This window comes from Bradyrhizobium stylosanthis (assembly GCF_001641335.1).
Taxonomy (GTDB): domain Bacteria; phylum Pseudomonadota; class Alphaproteobacteria; order Rhizobiales; family Xanthobacteraceae; genus Bradyrhizobium; species Bradyrhizobium stylosanthis.
Window position 1 is genome coordinate 13,537 of record NZ_LVEM01000006.1, and the last position, 17,568, is coordinate 31,104.

At 66.0% G+C, this 17,568-nt stretch carries 16 protein-coding genes; 11 read left to right on the forward strand and 5 right to left on the reverse strand.

The annotated features are described in order from the left end of the window. Window positions 1-57: 57 nt before the first annotated feature. The 4 genes from A7X65_RS34650 (at window position 58) to mdlC (ending at window position 5,006) form a co-directional block, all read left to right on the forward strand. Window positions 58-1,227, forward strand: coding sequence for an acyl-CoA dehydrogenase family protein (locus A7X65_RS34650; RefSeq protein WP_063693902.1), 1,170 nt, complete (start codon window positions 58-60; stop codon window positions 1,225-1,227). 9 nt (window positions 1,228-1,236) lie between these two features. Continuing rightward, complete coding sequence (locus tag A7X65_RS34655; protein ID WP_063693903.1) at window positions 1,237-2,340, forward strand: CaiB/BaiF CoA transferase family protein; 1,104 nt, start codon at window positions 1,237-1,239, stop codon at window positions 2,338-2,340. Window positions 2,341-2,354: 14 nt separating this feature from the next. Then, the gene (locus A7X65_RS34660; RefSeq protein ID WP_063693904.1) at window positions 2,355-3,206 is read left to right on the forward strand and encodes an HTD2 family dehydratase; all 852 of its coding nucleotides are present in this window, start codon (window positions 2,355-2,357) and stop codon (window positions 3,204-3,206) included. Between the two features lie 177 nt (window positions 3,207-3,383). After that, window positions 3,384-5,006 carry a benzoylformate decarboxylase gene (gene mdlC, locus A7X65_RS34665; RefSeq protein ID WP_063693905.1) on the forward strand — a complete coding sequence of 541 codons (1,623 nt, stop codon included), beginning with the start codon at window positions 3,384-3,386 and terminating at the stop codon, window positions 5,004-5,006. 197 nt (window positions 5,007-5,203) lie between these two features. On the opposite strand, the gene A7X65_RS34670 is transcribed toward mdlC, so the two are convergent. Further along, window positions 5,204-5,980, reverse strand: a complete 777-nt coding sequence (locus A7X65_RS34670) for an SDR family NAD(P)-dependent oxidoreductase (protein ID WP_063693906.1) — start codon at window positions 5,978-5,980, stop codon at window positions 5,204-5,206. A gap of 75 nt (window positions 5,981-6,055) precedes the next feature. On the opposite strand from A7X65_RS34670, the gene A7X65_RS34675 reads away from it, so the two are divergent. Beyond that, entirely contained in the window at window positions 6,056-6,514 is a 459-nt protein-coding gene (locus A7X65_RS34675) for a MarR family winged helix-turn-helix transcriptional regulator (RefSeq protein ID WP_082885188.1), read from the forward strand. A gap of 177 nt (window positions 6,515-6,691) precedes the next feature. Here the strand turns inward: A7X65_RS34675 and A7X65_RS34680 are convergent, their stop codons facing one another. Then, a complete protein-coding gene (locus tag A7X65_RS34680) occupies window positions 6,692-7,486 on the reverse strand; it encodes an SDR family oxidoreductase (protein WP_063693908.1) in 795 nt (264 codons plus the stop codon). Between the two features lie 65 nt (window positions 7,487-7,551). Further along, window positions 7,552-8,247 (reverse strand): PAQR family membrane homeostasis protein TrhA, encoded by a 696-nt coding sequence (gene trhA, locus A7X65_RS34685; protein ID WP_063693909.1) that lies wholly within the window; start codon window positions 8,245-8,247, stop codon window positions 7,552-7,554. Window positions 8,248-8,432: 185 nt separating this feature from the next. Between trhA and A7X65_RS34690 the strand changes: the two genes are divergently transcribed. Further along, window positions 8,433-9,902 carry a YcjX family GTP-binding protein gene (locus A7X65_RS34690; protein ID WP_063693910.1) on the forward strand — a complete coding sequence of 490 codons (1,470 nt, stop codon included), beginning with the start codon at window positions 8,433-8,435 and terminating at the stop codon, window positions 9,900-9,902. After that, window positions 9,899-10,927 carry a YcjF family protein gene (locus A7X65_RS34695; protein WP_063693911.1) on the forward strand — a complete coding sequence of 343 codons (1,029 nt, stop codon included), beginning with the start codon at window positions 9,899-9,901 and terminating at the stop codon, window positions 10,925-10,927. The genes A7X65_RS34690 and A7X65_RS34695 overlap by 4 nt, the downstream gene beginning before the upstream one ends. Window positions 10,928-11,111: 184 nt before the next feature. On the opposite strand, the gene A7X65_RS34700 is transcribed toward A7X65_RS34695, so the two are convergent. Then, window positions 11,112-12,641, reverse strand: a complete 1,530-nt coding sequence (locus A7X65_RS34700) for a glycosyltransferase family 39 protein (protein ID WP_063694285.1) — start codon at window positions 12,639-12,641, stop codon at window positions 11,112-11,114. A gap of 280 nt (window positions 12,642-12,921) precedes the next feature. Between A7X65_RS34700 and A7X65_RS34705 the strand changes: the two genes are divergently transcribed. The 4 genes from A7X65_RS34705 to A7X65_RS34720 all read left to right on the forward strand — a co-directional run bounded on the left by A7X65_RS34705 (window position 12,922) and on the right by A7X65_RS34720 (window position 16,913). After that, entirely contained in the window at window positions 12,922-14,655 is a 1,734-nt protein-coding gene (locus tag A7X65_RS34705; protein ID WP_156528375.1) for an adenylate/guanylate cyclase domain-containing protein, read from the forward strand. Window positions 14,656-14,983: 328 nt separating this feature from the next. Beyond that, a complete protein-coding gene (sorA, locus tag A7X65_RS34710; protein WP_063693913.1) occupies window positions 14,984-16,183 on the forward strand; it encodes a SorA family sulfite dehydrogenase catalytic subunit in 1,200 nt (399 codons plus the stop codon). A 12-nt stretch (window positions 16,184-16,195) separates the two neighbouring features. Further along, window positions 16,196-16,504 carry a SorB family sulfite dehydrogenase c-type cytochrome subunit gene (gene sorB, locus A7X65_RS34715; protein WP_063694286.1) on the forward strand — a complete coding sequence of 103 codons (309 nt, stop codon included), beginning with the start codon at window positions 16,196-16,198 and terminating at the stop codon, window positions 16,502-16,504. Between the two features lie 208 nt (window positions 16,505-16,712). Next, window positions 16,713-16,913 (forward strand): cold-shock protein, encoded by a 201-nt coding sequence (locus A7X65_RS34720; protein ID WP_008563500.1) that lies wholly within the window; start codon window positions 16,713-16,715, stop codon window positions 16,911-16,913. A 173-nt stretch (window positions 16,914-17,086) separates the two neighbouring features. Here A7X65_RS34720 and A7X65_RS34725 read toward each other — a convergent pair whose 3' ends face one another. After that, complete coding sequence (locus A7X65_RS34725) at window positions 17,087-17,548, reverse strand: Lrp/AsnC ligand binding domain-containing protein (protein WP_025032087.1); 462 nt, start codon at window positions 17,546-17,548, stop codon at window positions 17,087-17,089. Between the last annotated feature and the right edge of the window lie 20 nt (window positions 17,549-17,568).

Here is a 17,568-nt window from a genome sequence, read left to right on the forward strand (position 1 = left end):
ACAACGCCAGAGGGTTGGCCGGCGTTATCTTGACTGCCGCTACGAACAGGAAACGCCATGAGCGAAGAACACCATACCGAAGATTACGCCGACATCCGCGAAGCCGTCGCAAAGCTTTGCGCGCAGTTTCCCGGCGAATACTGGCGCAAGCTCGATCGCGAGATGGCCTATCCCAAGGCCTTCGTCGACGCGCTGACCGAGGCCGGTTATCTCTCGGTGCTGATCCCGGAAGAGTATGGCGGTGCGGGCTTGAAGCTCTCGGCGGCGGCCGCGATCCTCGAGGAGATCCAGCGCGCCGGCTGCAACGGCGGCGGATGCCACGCCCAGATGTACACGATGGGCACGGTGCTGCGGCACGGCAATGCCGAGCAGAAGGCGAAGTACCTGCCGAAGATCGCGAGCGGCGAATTGCGCCTGCAGGCCTTCGGCGTCACCGAGCCGACCAGCGGCACCGACACCTCCTCGCTAAAGACGTTTGCGCGCAAGGAAGGCAACGACAGCTACATCGTCAACGGCCAGAAGATCTGGACCAGCCGCGCCGAGCATTCCGATCTGATGGTGCTGCTGGCGCGCACCACGCCGAAGGATCAGGTCAAGAAGCGCACCGACGGCCTGTCGGTGTTCATCGTCGACATGCGCGAGGCCAAGAACAACGGCCTCGAGATCCGCCCGATCCGCACCATGATGAACCACGCCACCACCGAGGTGTTCTTCACCGACATGAAGGTGCCGGCGGAGAATTTGATCGGCGAGGAAGGCAAGGGCTTCCGCTACATCCTCTCCGGCATGAATGCCGAACGCATCCTGATCGCAGCCGAATGCGTCGGCGACGCCAAATGGTTCATCGCCAAGGCCACCAACTACGCCAAGGAGCGCGCCGTGTTCGGCCGGCCGATCGGCCAGAACCAGGGCATTCAATTCCCGATCGCCAAGGCCTATGCCTCGATGCGCGCGGCCGAATTGATGGTGAAGGAAGCCACGCGCAAATACGAGGCCGGCCTCGACTGCGGCGCGGAGGCCAACATGGCCAAGATGCTGGCGGCGGATGCGTCCTGGGAAGCGGCGAATGCCTGCATCCAGACCCATGGCGGCTTCGGCTTTGCAGAGGAGTACGACGTCGAGCGCAAGTTCCGCGAGACGCGGCTCTACCAGGTGGCGCCGATCTCGACCAACCTCGTGCTGTCCTTCGTCGCCGAGCACGTGCTCGGCATGCCGCGCTCGTACTGAGGTCGCACAATGGGAGCACTTGACGGGATCAGGGTGATTGCGGTCGAGCAGGCCGTGGCGGCGCCGTTCTGCTCCTCGCGCCTGGCGGATGCCGGCGCGGAGGTGATCAAGATCGAGCGGCCCGAGGGCGATTTCGCCCGCGGCTATGACGCGGCGGCCAAGGGCCAGAGCAGCTATTTCGTGTGGCTCAACCGCGGCAAGCAGTCGGCGGTGGTGGATCTCGCGACGAAGGAAGGCTGCGCCGAGCTGGAGAAGCTGATCGCGAGCGCGGACGTGCTGATCCAAAACCTCAAGCCGGGCTCGATGGACAAGCTCGGCTTCTCCCGCGAGCGGCTGCTGAAGGACTATCCGAAGCTGATCTCCTGCACGATCACCGGCTATGGCGACGAAGGCCCCTACGCCCATCGCAAGGCCTATGATCTGCTGATCCAGGCCGAGAGCGGGCTTGCCTCGATCACCGGCAACCCCGACGGCGCCTCGCGCGTCGGCATGTCGATCGTGGACGTCGCGACCGGCGCCACGGCGCATGCGGCAATTTTGGAAGCGCTGATCGGGCGCGGGCGCACCGGCAAGGGTGCCGACATCCGCATCTCCATGTTCGACGTGATGGCGGACTGGTGCACCGTGCCGCTGCTTAACTCCGAAGCTGGCAATCCGCCCAAGCGCATGGGCCTGCGCCATCCCTCGATCGCGCCCTACGGCGTGTTCACCTCGAAGGACGGCAAGGACATCCTGATCTCGATCCAGAGCGAGCGCGAGTGGAAGACGCTGTGCGCGAAGGTGCTCGACCAGCCTGACCTGCCCGCCGATCCCCGCGTCGCCAACATGGTCGAGCGCGTGCGCAACCGTGACTTCACCGACAAGACCGTCGCCGACATCTTCGGCAGGATGACGCGCGACGAGCTCTTGAAGCGGCTGTCGGATGCCGACATCGCCTTTGCCGAGGTCAACACCATGGCCGACCTCACCAGCCATCCGCATCTCAGACGGATCGAGGTCGACACGCCGAACGGTCGCGTCAGCTATCCCGCGCCGGCGCCGATCGTCGTCGGCGAGACGCGGAGCTACGGCGCGGTGCCGGCCATCGGCGAAAAGCCCCAAGCCAAGAAGTAACAGAGCGAGGCATCATGACCGAGAAGCTCGACATCGATCATTTGCGGCAATGGATCGGCCGCAGCACCGAGGCCACCGACATCGTCACCGCGCAGCTCGTGAAGGGCCTGCGCGCGACGCTGTTCCAGGAGGTCGGCGAGCCCCAAAAGGGCGATGCCGCGCCGTTCACGGTGCATTGGTGCCTGGCGCAGCCGGTGTTTCCGATGTCGATGCTCGGGCCCGATGGCCATCCGACCCGCGGCGGTTTCCTGCCGCCGGTGCCGCTGCCGCGCCGGATGTGGGCGGGCGGCGAGATCGAGTTCCTGCAGCCGCTGCAGGTCGGAGATGAATCGACGCGGACCTCGCGCATTGCCGACGTCCAGATCAAGACCGGATCGACCGGCACGCTGTGCTTCGTCTCGGTCGAGCACAGCATCTCCTCGCCGCGCGGCACCGCGATCCGCGAGCGGCAGGACATCGTCTATCGCGAGATGACGAGCAGCGCGCCGGCGACCGCCAAGGCCCCGCCTCCGCCGCCGAAGGCGCAGCACCGCGAGAGCCATGTCAGCGATCCCGTGCTGCTGTTCCGTTACTCCGCGCTGACCTTCAACGGCCACCGCATCCACTACGACCGCGACTACGTCACCAAGGTCGAGGGCTATCCGGGCCTGATCTTCCACGGCCCGCTGCAGGCCGCGTTCATCATCGAGATGGCCGCGAAGCTGCATGGCGGCAAGGCGCCGAAGAAGTTCACCTATCGCGGCGTGCAGCCGCTGTTCGAGGGCACGGAGTTTTCCATCAACGCCAACGAGACCGAGGCGGGGATGGAGCTGTGGACCGCGAATGCGGAGGGGCAGCCGACGATGAAGGGTACGGCGGTGTGGTGAGCCACGCTGCTTCCACATCGTCATTGCGAGCCTAGCCGCGATGTAGGACCTTAGACCCTCACCCTGAGGAGCCGCGCAGCGGCGTCTCGAAGGGCGAGGCCACCAGCCGGGCCTTCATCCTTCGAGACGCGCGAAGACGCGCTCCTCAGGATGAGGAATGAACAGGGGACGGAAACCATGGCCAAGAACGGGAAGACCGGCAGCAAGTCCGTCACCGTGAAGCAGGCGACGCTCGACCTGCTGCGATCGTTCGGCATCAAGAAAGTGTTCGGCAATCCCGGCTCGACCGAGCTGCCGTTCCTCTCCGACTGGCCCGACGACATCGACTACGTGCTGGCGCTGCAGGAGGCCTCCGCGGTCGGCATGGCCGATGGCTATGCGCAGGCGACCCGCAATGCCGGCTTCGTCAATCTGCATTCGGCCGCCGGTGTCGGCAACGCGCTCGGCAACATCTACACCGCGCACCGCAACCAGACCCCGCTGGTGATCACCGCGGGCCAGCAGGCGCGCTCGATCCTGCCCTTGCAGGCATTCCTCTATGCCGAGCGCGCCTCGGAGTTTCCGCGGCCTTACGTCAAGTACAGCGTCGAGCCGGCGCGGGCCGAGGACGTACCGGCCGCGATCGCGCGCGCCTATTACACCGCGATGCAGCCGCCATGCGGGCCGACCTTCGTGTCGATCCCGATCGACGACTGGGCCCATGCCTGCGCGCCCATCGAGGCGCGCAAGGTCAGCCGCGAGACCGGACCGGAGCCGGAGGCGATGAAGGCGCTGGTGACCGCGCTCGGTTCGGCAAAGCACCCTGCCCTCGTCGTCGGCCCCGGCATCGACCGCGCCGGCGCGGTCGATCTGATGGTGCGCGTGGCCGAGAAGGCGAAGGCCAGCGTCTGGGTCAGCCCGTTCTCGGCGCGCTGCTCGTTCCCCGAGCGGCATCCGCAATTCGCAGGCTTCCTGCACGCTTCGCCGGCGCAGCTCTCCGACGCACTGCGCGAGCACGATCTCGTCGTGGTCATCGGCGCACCGGTATTCACCTTCCACGTCGAGGGCCATGCCGCGATCTTCGACGGCGGCGCCACGATCTTCCAGATCACCGACGATCCCGATGCGGCGGCGGTGACACCCGTCGGCACCAGCATCGTCGCCACCATGAAGCCGGCGCTCAGCCTGCTGCTCGACATGTTGCCGGAGAGCAAGCGCGCCACGCCCAAGGGCCGCACGTTGCCGCCGGCGCCGCAGGCCGCCGATCCGCTGCCGGTCGAGTTCCTGCTGCACTCGCTGTCACGGGCGATGCCGGATGGCGCCTCGCTGGTCGAGGAAGTGCCCTCGCACCGGCCGGCGATGCAGAAATTCCTGCCGATGCGCGGCCAGGATTCCTTCTACACCATGGCGAGCGGCGGCCTCGGCTACTCGCTGCCCGCCGCCGTCGGCATGGCGCTGGGCAGGCCGAAGAGCCGCACCGTATGCCTGATCGGCGACGGCTCGGCGATGTATTCGATCCAGGCGCTGTGGACCGCCGCGCAGCGCAAGCTGCCGCTGACCGTGGTCGTCATCAACAATTCCGGCTACGGCGCGATGCGCTCGTTCAGCCAGGTCATGCAGGTGCGCAACGTGCCGGGGCTGGAGCTGCCGGGGATCGATTTCGTGAAGATCGCCGAAGGCATGGGGTGCCATGCTGTGCGGGTGAGCAAGGCGGCAGAGCTCGGCGAAGCGCTGAAGCAAGGGATGGCGTTCGGGGGCACGAGCCTGGTGGAGGTCATCGTGGATTCGGCGGTGCCGGTGCTGTACGGGCAGAAGCACTAGGCTCGCGAGGTATCTCCTCGTCGTCGTCCCGGCGCTCTCTCAGCATCGTCGTCCTGGCGAAGGCCAGGACCCATTACCACCGCAGCAAATTTGGCGAAGGTTGGTAATAACGATCTCGCGCGACGACTGCTCCCTGGGGTAATGGGTCCTGGCTTTCGCCAGGACGACGGCGGAATTTGTCGCACTGGCGCCCCAAGTCACGACGCCAGAAATCCCCCGTCCGCCGCCAGCACGTGCCCGACCACGTATGACGACGCGTCCGACGATAGCCACACCACGGCCTCCGCCACCTCTTCCGGGCTGCCCATCCGCCGCAGCGGCAGGCCGGCGCTCACCGTTGCGATATCGCCGACGCCGGAGCGCAGCATCATGTCGGTGACGACGCGGCCTGGTGCGACGGCGTTGATGCGGATGCCGCGCGGGGCGTTCTCCATCGCGGCCGAGCGGGTCAGCGAGATCGCGGCGGCTTTCGAAGCCGAATAGAGCGAGAAGCCGGGATTGGGATTGCGCATGCCGCTGACGGAGGCGTTGACGACGATGCTGCCGCGGCCTTTCGCGATCATGACAGGCAATTGATGCCGCAGGCACAGGAACAGCGCGCGGACATTGGTGTCGAACACGCTGTCGTAGATGTCGGTGCCCTGCTCTTCGAGAGGCGCGCGGCGCTCCTGGAAGCCGGCATTGTTGAAGGCGACGTCGAGCCGGCCGCAGCGCTCGACGGCGGTGCCGACGAGCCGGGCGACCTCGTCCTCGCGCGTGATGTCGGTCTTGAGCGCGATCGCGGCCGTGCCGAGCTCGCGGCAGGCCGCAGCGGTCGCCTCGATCTCGGCTTCGCGCCGGCCCGCGATGATGACCGCCTCGGCGCCCTCTGACGCCATCCGCAAGGCCGTGGCGCGGCCGATGCCGCTGCCGCCGCCCGTGACGAGGCAGACCTTGCCTCCCATTCGCTCGCCGGTCGGCAGAATTCCGTTCATGACCTACTCCAAAACGCTTGCGCGCGCCGTTGCACGCATATAGTTGTATGATACAACTATATGCCCGGAGTCAAGATGGCCGAGCTTTCGCTGATCGACGACATCCGCGCCGCCTCGCGGCTGATGGTGCGCGAGCTAGGCTTCATGGATGCGACGGTGGCGGCGTCGGACTATCCGCCCTCGGCCGTGCACACCATCCTGGAGATCGGCATCCGCGGCCCCATGACGTCGGGCGACATCAGCGATTTCCTGCGCCTGGAGAAATCCAGCGTCAGCCGCCTGGTGCGCAAGCTGATCGATTGCGGCGAGCTCAGGGAGACGCCGGACGAGCAGGATGCGCGCAGCAAGCTGCTGTCACTGACGGCGAAGGGCCGGCGCACGCTGGAGGCGCTGCATGCATTCGGCCGCCAGCAGGTGCGCGGCGCGCTTGCGGCGCTGACGGAGGCGGAGCAGCGCACGGTGCGTGAAGGGATGATGCTCTATGCGCGGGCGCTGCGGGCGAGCCGGGTGGAGGAGGGGCAATCGGCCGCCTAACTCAAGGTGTCGTCCCGGCGAAGGCCGGGACCCATACCGCGTGATCTATCGATGATGCACAGGTATCAGTACCGAATAACCAACAGTCTTCGCCAAATTTCGCCCTGTGGTTATGGGTCCCGGCCTTCGCCGGGACGACACCGAAGATTTGGCGCGAGCGTGCCTCAACAGCGTCGGCTACTTCCCGAACTCCTCCCGCATCTTGGCCTGGATCTTGGCCATGCCGCCGATCCAGCGGTCGTAGTTCTCGGTTTTCTTGCGCATGTAGCCGAGCACCTGCGGGTGCGGCAGGATCAGGAAGGCTTCCTGGTCGAGGCCGGCGAGCACGTCTTTCGCGACCTGCTCGGGCGTGAGGTCGCCGTCGCCGGATTGCGGGCCCTTGGGGATCGAGCGCAGCATGTTGGTGTCGACGCCCTGCGGGCAGAGGATCGAGACCTTGATGTTGTGCGCCTTATGCGAGATCGCGAGGTTTTCGGCAAAGCCGACCGCGGCATGCTTGGTGGTGGAATAGGCCGGGCTGCCGACCTGCGACAACAGGCCCGCGGCCGAGATGGTGTTGAGGAAATAGCCGCCGCCACGCGTCTTCATGCGGGGGATCAGGTGCCGTGCCGCGTAGACATGGGCCATGACGTGGATCGCCCAGCTGCGCTGCCAGGGCTCGTCGGAAGCGCCGCCGGCATTGACCGACATCGGATCGAAGCCGCCGCCGATGCCGGCATTGGAGCAGAACAAGGCGATCGGCCCGAACTGCCGCTCGGTCTCCTCGATGACGTGCGAGATGTCCTTTTCCTGCGCCACGTCGCATTTGAACGCTGCGCCATCGACGGTGGCTGCAACCGCCCGCGCGTTGGCGGCATCCATGTCCGCGACGACGACCTTGGCGGCACCCGCCTTGTGAAAGGCTTCGCACAGCGCCTTGCCGATGCCGTTTGCGCCGCCCGTGACGACCACGACCTTGCCGGTCACCTGCATGCGACGTCTCCTCTTGTCTTATACCGCTGTTGTACCGCGCCGCTTGTTCCGCGTCGCGGGTCCTCTCAGCTCAACACGAGGTCGAGCACCGCGGTATAATGGCACGCCGCACCGGCCAAGACAAAGCCATGCCAGATCGCATTCTGGAAGCGCAGCCGCCGCCAGGCGTGGAAGATCACGCCAAAGCTGTAGAGCAGGCCGCCCGCAAGGATGAAGCCCAGCACCAGCGCCGGCAGCGCCCTGACCACGGGGCCATAGAGCATCACTCCGCTCCAGCCCATCGCCAGATAGATGCCGACCGAGACGCGGTCGAACCGGCCGGGGTAGAACAGCTTCAGCACGATGCCCGATATGGCGACGCACCAGACGCCGGCGAGCAGCACCAGCGCGAACACGCTGTCCTTCACCTCCAGGATGAACGGGGTGTAGGTCGCTGCGATCAGGAGATAGATCGCCGAATGATCGAACCGCCGCAGCAGCCATTTGGCCGGCGAGACCGGCCAGAGATTATAGGTCGCCGACAGCACCAGCATCGACAGCAGCCCGGCGACGTAGATCGAGACGCCGACGATGTCGGTGGCGTCAGCATGGACCGCGGTCAGCACCACCAGCACGGTGGCGGCAACGATGCCGGAGAGCACACCGATCGCATGGATGACGCCGTCGGCGATCAGCTCGGCGCGGTCGTAATCCCAGCCGATCACGTCGGCGGCGGCGTGGACGGAGGAGGATGCGAACTGTTTCAACTGGAACACGGTCATGGCAATCCAACACGGGCTGAGGCAATGGCCTCTTGTATGGGTGTTTCGGGACCGGCGCGTCGTTCAAACGGCTGATTTGCCGACAAAGGCGGTGGAAGTATGAAAGCTTGATTTTCTTCAGGTAGTTGCCACCTTTGTGACTAGTCCGTTTTGCGTACCCCTCGCCCGAGCCCCCTCACGTTCATATGGCATTCAGTTTCCAGGACATGGTCGAGGAGGCCCGGTTGTCGGCCCGGGCGCTGATCGATTATGGCGAGCACTTCTTCAATCCGACGGTGCGCCTTGGCGTCACCGGCCTGTCGCGCGCCGGCAAGACGGTGTTCATCACCGCGCTGATCCATGGTCTGACGCGCGGCGGCCGGTTTCCGGTGTTCGAGGCCTATGCCTCGGGCCGGATCGCGCGGGCGCATCTGGCGCCGCAGCCGGACGACGCCGTGCCGCGCTTTGCCTATGAGAACCATCTGCGCGCGCTGGTCGAGGAACGGCGCTGGCCGAACTCGACCGTCGACATCAGCGAGCTGCGCCTCGTCATCGACTACCAGCGCCAGAACGGCGCCGATCGCACCCTGACGCTCGACATCGTCGACTATCCCGGCGAGTGGCTGCTCGACCTGCCGCTGCTGCACAAGAGCTACGAGCAATGGTCCACCGAAAGCCTGGCGCTGTCGCGCGAGGCGCCGCGCGCGCATCTGGCGGGCGAATGGCACGCGCATCTTGCAACCCTCAAGCCCGACGCGCGCGAGGACGAGCAGGCAACGCTCACCGCCGCAAAGCTCTTCACCAATTATTTGCGGGCCTGCCGCGACGAACGTTTCGCGATGAGCCTGCTGCCGCCCGGGCGCTTCCTGATGCCGGGCAATCTCGCCGATACGCCGGCCCTGACCTTCGCGCCGCTCGACGTGCCCCAAGGCGCGCAGGCGCCGGAGGGATCGCTATGGGCGATGATGGTGCGGCGTTTCGAGGCCTACAAGGACGTCGTGGTGCGGCCATTCTTCCGCGATCATTTTGCCCGGCTCGATCGGCAGATCGTGCTGGCCGACGCGCTCGCCGCGTTCAACTCCGGTCCCGAGGCGCTGCACGATCTCGAAGCCGCGCTCGCCGGCATTCTCGACTGCTTCAACATCGGCCGCAGCACGATCCTCTCCAACCTGTTCCGGCCGCGCATCGACCGCATCCTGTTCGCGGCGACCAAGGCGGACCACCTGCACCACTCCAGCCACGACCGGCTCGAGGCCGTGCTGCGCCGTGCGGTGACGAGAGCGGTGGCGCGCGCGGAAGACACCGGCGCGCAGATCGACGTCGTCGCACTGGCCGCCGTGCGCGCGACGCGCGAGGCGCAGATCGCGCATGGCCGCGACAAACTGCCGTCGATCCTGGGAACGCCGGCCGCAGGCGAAAGCGCCAATGGCGAGTTCTTCGACGGCAATACGGAAGTGGCGACCTTTCCGGGCGATCTGCCTGTTGATCCCGAGCCGCTGTTCAAGGGCACGGATGCGTTCCGCGGATTGTCGACGCAAGCCGCCGAGAAGAGCGACTTCCGCTTCCTGCGCTTCCGTCCGCCCAGGCTCGAACGCGAGGGTGACGGCGAACCGGCACTGCCACATATCCGCCTCGACCGTGCCTTGCAGTTCCTGATCGGAGACAAGCTCGCATGAACGACCGATCCCAGCCGCGGCGGCCGGCAACGTTCCGGCTCGACGATCCCGGTGTCGTCGTCACCGAGGCCGACGAGACCAGCCGGCTCGCCCGCGCGACCATCCAGATCACGCCGGAGCACGATCCTCAGGCGCTGCCGGTGCCGATCGAAGCCGCGCTGCCGGCGCGGCGCGGCTTTCCCTGGGGCACGCTGTTCTGGTCCGGCCTTGCCGGGTTGACGCTGCTCGGCACCGGGCTCGGTGTCGTGCATCTGATCGAGGATCTGTTTGCGCGCAGCGAGACGCTCGGCTTCGTCGGGTCTGCCTTCGCCTTCGTCACCGCGCTGGCGCTTGCCGTCGTGATCGGGCGCGAGGCGTTCGGGCTGGCGCGCCTTGCGACCATCGAGAAGCTGCATGCGCGGGCAGCCGCGGTGCTTGCCAGCGACGACCGCAAGGAGAGCCGCGTCATCGTGCAGGATCTCCTGAAGATCGCGCACCAGAACCCGCAGCTTGCACGCGCCCGCGCCACGCTGGAGAGCCACTCCGGCGAGATCATCGACGGCGCCGACATGATCCGCCTCGCCGAGCGCGAGCTGATGTCGCCGCTGGATGTGGAGGCGCGGCGCTTGGTGTCGTCGGCTGCGCAAAAAGTCTCGATCGTGACGGCGGTCTCGCCGCGCGCCGCGATCGACGTGCTGTTCGTGTTCGTGGCCGCGCTACGGCTGATCCGCCAGCTCGCTTATCTCTATGGCGGCCGGCCCGGCGCGCTCGGCATGATCCGCCTGCTGCGCCACGTCATCGCCCATCTCGCCATCACCGGCGGCATGGCCGCAAGCGACAGCCTGGTGCAGCAGATGCTCGGCCACGGCATCGCGGCAAAACTGTCGCAGCGGCTGGGCGAAGGCGTGCTGAACGGACTGCTGACGGCGCGGTTGGGATTGGCTGCGATCGACGTCACGCGGCCGCTGCCGTTCGCGGCCCTGCCGCCGCCGAAACTGTCGGACCTCGCGACGGATCTGCTGCGGAAGAAGGACGACGAGGAGTAGTCCTTCGTGCCGCACGCTCGCTGCCCCCTCCCCCCTTGTGGGAGAGGGTGGCTCGCCGCGTAGCGGCGAGACGGGTGAGGGGTATGTCTCCGCGTATATAGCTTTCGCCGTGTGGATGGAGACCCCTCATCCGGCGCTTCGCGCCACCTTCTCCCACAAGGGGAGAAGGAAGAAAGGCGCCGCCCTATCCGAGCTCTCGCTTTTCAAACTCCCCCGCCAGCACCCTCCACTGGAACAGCGGGGAGTCCTTTGGCGGCGATAGCTCGGGGGTCCAGCCCGTGAGCTTCTCGATCGCATAGGTATCAGTCAGGACACCGCGCCAGCGGCGCTCGACCTGGCCGAGCTGCTCGCGCGTGGCCGGGATCGACGCCCACACCGGCGAACGGTTGTCCGGCTCGCGGCCGACATAAATGCCGGCGTGGCCCTTGATCCTGTCCATGCCGGGATCGGCAAAATCCTGGAAGCGACCGCGCTCGTTGATCTCGACGACGGGTGCGCGGCCCCGGAACAGCCAGCGCATCATGGCGTAGGTGCGGTAGTCCGTGGTGGCGATCCAGGTTGCGCCGGTCTCATCGAGCGCGGCCTGCACGCGCGCTGCGACCTGCTCGTAGCCGGCCTCGGCGCCGATCGGATCGATCTTGCCGAGCAGATTGAAGGGCGCCGCGACGTAATAGAGGAACACGATCACGACGAAGGCGATGCCCGAGGCGATCGCCGTCTTGATCCAGAACAGGCTCGACCGGACCAATCGCGCCGACCGGCCGTCACGCGAGAGCACGACGAAGTTCACGGCCGTCGCCGCGAAGCCCACCGGCCACATGAACATCGGCCAGGTGTCGCCGACCCGGAGCGTCAGCGACTTCACGAGGAAATAGAGGAACGGCACCAGCACCGCGGTGGACAGCAGGATCGCGACCGGCTCGCGTGTGCGATAGCCGCGCCATGCGGTCATCGCGAGGCCCGACAGCACCACAGGCAGCATGACGAAGCCGACGAGGCCGAATTGCAGGCCGATGTAATCGCCGACCGTCCGCAGCGAGATGCCGTAATTGGTGGTGGCGCGCACGCCCTGGAAGCGGATCGAAGCCCAGTCGTGCTGCACGTTCCAGATCAGCACCGGCGAGAACACCGCGAGCGCAACCAACACGGCGAGATAGGGATAAGGGCTGCGCAGCCAGCGCATGCGCCAGTCCGGCACCAGCAGGAAGGCGGCGATCGCCGGCGCGAACAGGATTACGGTGAATTTCGACAGCATCGCGAGCCCGCCGAACAGGCCGGCGGCGAGCCACCAGCGGCCATCGCCGCCCTGCGCGAGCCGCACCAGCGACCATATCATCGCCACCGCGAACGGAATCATGGCGACGTCGGGCGCGACCTTGGCCATCAGCAGGCCGTAATAGAGCGCGGCCTCCGGCATCAGCACGGCGAACACGACGGCACGCGTATCGTGCGTGAGGCGGCGGACGATGTCGGCGAGCAGCAGCTGCGTCACCAGCATCGCGACGATGCCGCCGAAGCGCACGCCGAGTGTGGTGTCGCCGAAGATCGCGGTTCCGAAACGGATCAGCCAGGCGATGCCGGGGGGATGATCGAGGAAGCTCAGCGCTCCCTCCTTCGACCAGGTCCAGTAATAGGCCTCGTCGGTGCGCAGCTCGAGCGCGGACGCATAGACGATGCGAAGCAGCGTCATCGCGGCGATGACGACAACGGCCATCAGGATGAGCCGGCGTCCGGCGCCGTCTGGCTTCGCGGAGATGTCGGGAGCGATCGTCACGGCCGCGCTTTTCCCCGACTTGGGAGGGGGAGTCAATGTAGGGGGTATTGCGCCATATTTCGCTGTCGTCCCGGCCTAGCGCGCAAGTGCGCGCCTTGGCCCACCCTACGATGCCCTACAGTTTGGTAACCTTGCCGCGCATGTGATCGGGCAAACTGTCCGTGGGGGGAATTAAACGCTAGGCTGGCTGTTCTTGTTGATGAACTGATACAACCGAATCATGGCCACCGCTCCCGTCCATATGCCCGAACTCGTCCGTGCCACCAGCGCGCGGCAGGTGCGGCTCATCTGCGGCGTCATCCTGTTTTCCTATGTGGTCAGCCATTTCCTGAACCATGCGCTCGGCAACATCTCGGTCGATGCCATGGAGGCCGGCGTCTACTACCACATGCTGTTCTGGCAGTTCCTGCCCGTGGCGATCGTGTTCTACACGGCCGCGCTCACGCATATGGGGCTCGGCATCTACGCGCTGTATCAACGCCGGCAGTTCCGCTGGAAGACGATCGAACCGCTGCAGCTCGTGCTGGGGCTGAGCATTCCGGCCCTCGTCATGGCGCATGTGATCGGCGTGCGGCTGGGCCAGACGCTGTACGGGCACCAGAAGCTCTATCCGCAGGAGCTCTATCTGTTCTTCATCGGCTCGCCCGGACGGATCTGGACGATGACGACCCTGCTCCTGATCGCCTGGGTGCACGGCTGCATCGGCATCTATTTCTGGCTTCGCCTGAAGCCGTTCTTCAAGCGCGCTGCGCCCTATCTGCTCGCGGCCGCGGTGCTGATCCCGACGTTGTCGCTGCTTGGCGTGTACCAGGGCGGCCGCAGCATCGAGATCGAGGCCGACGACGGCGAATGGCGCACGCACAACCTCACGCGCCGCCAGCTCGGCTCGGTCGCCGAGGCCAATAGTCTCGACCGCATCAGCAGCGCCCTCACCATCGGCTATTTCGGACTGCTTGGCCTGGCGCTCGCCGCACGCGGCGTGCGCGCCTTGCGCGAGCGGCGCGGCGGCATGATCGCGCTGTCCTACGGCAACGGCAAGACGGTGCGCGTGCCCAAGGGCCTCTCCGTGCTGGAGGCGAGCCTGCGCCACAACGTGCCGCATGCCAGCGTCTGCGGCGGCCGGGCGCGTTGCTCGACCTGCCGCATCCGCATCATCGGCGACCATGGCACCCTCCCCGAGCCGTCGCAGCGCGAGGCTTTCGTGCTGGCCCGCGTCGGCACCGCCGATCCCTCGATCCGGCTCGCCTGCCAGCTGCGGCCGGACACCGACCTCTCCTTCTTCCAGCTGTTCACGCCCCACACGCATGCGGCGGACGGGCAGGCCTCGACGCCGGCGCGCATCGGCCAGGAGCGCTATCTCGTCAGCCTGTTCGTGGACATGCGCGGCTCGACGCAGCTCGCCGAGAAGCGGCTGCCGTTCGACACCGTGTTCATCGTCAACCGCTTCCTCGGCGCGGTCTCGCAGGCCGTGATCGAGCACGGCGGCCAGCCCAACCAGTTCGTCGGCGACGGCATGCTGGCGCTGTTCGGCCTGTCGGCCGATCCGCGGGAGGCCTGCCGGCAGGCGCTGCGGGCTGCCGGCAAGCTCGCCGCGAATATCGACGAGTTGAACGAGCTGCTCAGCCACGATCTGCGCCAGCCGATCCGCTTCGGCATCGGCATTCACGGCGGCGAGGTCATCATCGGCGACATCGGCTACCGCGATCACATCGTCTTCACGGCCCTGGGCGATGCCGTCAACGTCGCCGCCCGCCTGCAGGACATGACCAAGACGCTCGCCTGCGAGGCGATCGTCTCGGAGGAGGTGCGCCGCACGGCCGGCATCGCCGACGAGGCCTTGCCGCAGCAGGAGGTCGCGATCCGCGGCCGCGACGAGCCGATGGCGGTGCGGGTGGTCGCCGACGCCAGGGAGCTGGCGGCGCTGGTCGATCGCGGCGAGCGCGTTGCGGCCTGACCTTTCTTCACCTCTCCCCGCTTGCGGGGAGAGGTCGGATCGCTTGCGATCCGGGTGAGGGGGTACAGGTCTCGCGGCAGTCACACGCGTGGAGAGAGGCCCCTCACCCCAACCCTCTCCCCGTAAGAACGGGGCGAGGGAGCGCACTGCCCGCGCCGCTGCAGTTCGGCTCCATCTCGCAACAAACGTAACACCGGCTTGCTGCGACGCAGCGGCATGGACCTGCTGCGAAAGCACGAATTGACTTCAACCAGATGGTTGAGACAGATGGACGCAGGATCGCGGTGATGACCGCTGGTCCAAGGAAAAGCTCCGGGAGGAGACCAGAATGTTCGATCGACGCGACCTGCTCAAAGGAGCGGGACTTGCCGCCATGGCGGCTGCACTGAATTCCACCAAGGCGCTGGCCCTCGACACCGTCACCCTGCCCTTCGCCAATGGCGAACGGGCGCTGGTGAAATATCCGCAGAAGCGGCCGATGATCGGGCTCACCAGCCGGCCGCCGCAGCTCGAGACGCCGTTCGCGGTGTTCAACGACGGGCCGATCACGCCGAACAACGCCTTCTTCGTGCGCTATCACCTCTCCGACCTGCCCTACAATCTCGACCCCGACAAGTTCACGCTGGAGGTCAAGGGCAAGGTCGACAAGCCGCTGAAACTGTCGCTGAAGGACATCAGGAAGATGAAGGCGACGGAGATCGTCGCCGTCAACCAGTGCTCCGGCAATAGCCGCGGCTTTTCCGAGCCGCGTGTCGCCGGCGGCCAGCTCGCCAACGGCGCGATGGGCTGCGCGCGCTGGCGCGGCGTGCCGCTCAAGGCCGTGCTCGAGATGGCGGGCGTGCAGGCCGGCGCCAAGCAGGTCACGTTCGGCGGCATGGACGGTCCGGTCAGTGACAAGACGCCCGACTTCGTCAAGGCACTGGATATCGATCACGCCACCGACGGCGAGGTGATGCTGGCCTATGGCATGAACGGCGAGGACCTGCCGTTCCTCAACGGATTTCCGCTGCGCCTGGTCGTGCCCGGCTATTACGGCACCTACTGGCTCAAGCACCTCAACGAGATCACCGTCATCGACAGCGTCTATGACGGCTTCTGGATGAAGTCGGCCTATCGCATCCCCGATACCCCGAACAATGCGGTCGAGCCCGGCACCGCGCCGAAGGCGACCATCCCGATCAACCGCTTCACCATCCGCTCCTTCATCACCAGCGTGCCTGACGGCGCCAAGCTGAAGGCAGGATCGACGACGCTGCGCGGCATCGCCTTCGACGGCGGCAAGGGCATCAAGGAGGTCCAGGTCTCCACCGACGGCGGCAAGACCTGGACGAACGCGAAGCTTGGCAAGGATCTCGGCAAATACGCCTTCCGCGAATGGAAGCTGCCGGTGAAGCTCGCGGCCGGCTCGTGGGAGCTCAAGGTCCGCGCGACCGGCAATGGCGGCGAGACCCAGCCGGACACGCCGCGCTGGAACCCGGCGGGTTATTTGCGCAACGTCGTCGAAACCGTCCGCGTCAGCGTGGCCTGAGGGAGAATGATCATGCAGCGCACCGTTCCCCTCGCCGTCACGTTCGTCCTCGCCGCATTGGCGGGTTCGGCACTTGCAGCACCGGTCAACTACAAGACCCCGGACGAGGTCGCCGCCTTCAAGCCCGGCCCCAATCTCGAGGTTGTGCAGGGCAATTGCAGCGCCTGCCACTCGTCCGACTACGTCGCCACGCAGCCGCCGATGAAGGACAAGAAGGGTTTCTGGCAGGCCGAGGTCACCAAGATGATCAAGGTCTATGGCGCACCGATCGACGATGCCGATGTCGGCAAGATCGTCGATTACCTGGCCGCGACCTATTGACTGACGACGCGCGGCGCTTGGGCGGTTTGACCGGGAAACGGGCAAATCCGGCAAAAACGCCGCGAAGTTGAGCGGAATTCAGCGAAAGGCGGATGTGGTTTGAGCTACCAAGCCCGCCACATTCCGCGTATCCTGTTAGGACCGAACCGGCCGGTTGGCGGGGACTGGCGGTTCGAGATCTTGGAGGAAGACCCGCGGAGAAGTCGTGATGGCTAAAGGTACGGTCAAGTGGTTCAACCCGACGAAGGGTTATGGATTTATCCAGCCTGCGTCGGGCGGCAAGGATGTGTTCGTGCATATCTCGGCGGTGCAGAAGGCCGGTCTGTCGACCCTCAACGAGGGACAGACGGTTGAGTACGAAGAGATCGCAAACCGGGGCAAGACCTCCGCAGAAAACCTCAAAGTATAAGCCCGTCAGCGTTTCGCTGCCTCCCGGATCAGTTCCGGGAGCGAGGCCAAGAAAATTTAGAAGACGGCCAGTGCATTCGACGACAGGCGTTGCGATTGCGCAAGGATAGCTATTTTTCCCGCGAAGGCCGCTGATTCAACGCCACCAGCAACGACAATCGCGACGGCACTTCCCTAGCCTACCGGCAACGGTGCGTCGCGCTTGATCTCCTCCATCACCGCATAGGTCCGCGTCTCGCGCACACCCGGCATCGACAGCAGGGTCTCGCCGAGGAAGCGCCGATACGCGGTCATGTCCGCCAGCCGCGCCTTCACCAGATAGTCGAAACCGCCTGCAACCATGTGACACTCGAGCACCTCGGGTGCGAGTTTCACCGCGCGCGCGAAGCGCTCGAAATTGTCGGGCGTGGTCTTGTCGAGCAGCACCTCGACGAACACGAGCAAGCCGAGGCCGAGCCGGTGCGGATTGAGCCTGGCGCCATAGCCCTCGACAAAACCCTCCCGCTGCAGGCGCTTCAGCCGCTCGCCGATCGAGGTCGGCGACAGGCCGATGCGTTCGGCAAGCTCGACATTGGCGATTCTGCCATCTTCCTGCAAAATCGAGAGGATTTTCCGGTCTGTTCGGTCGAGTTCCATATTTTACACGGCCATTTTGC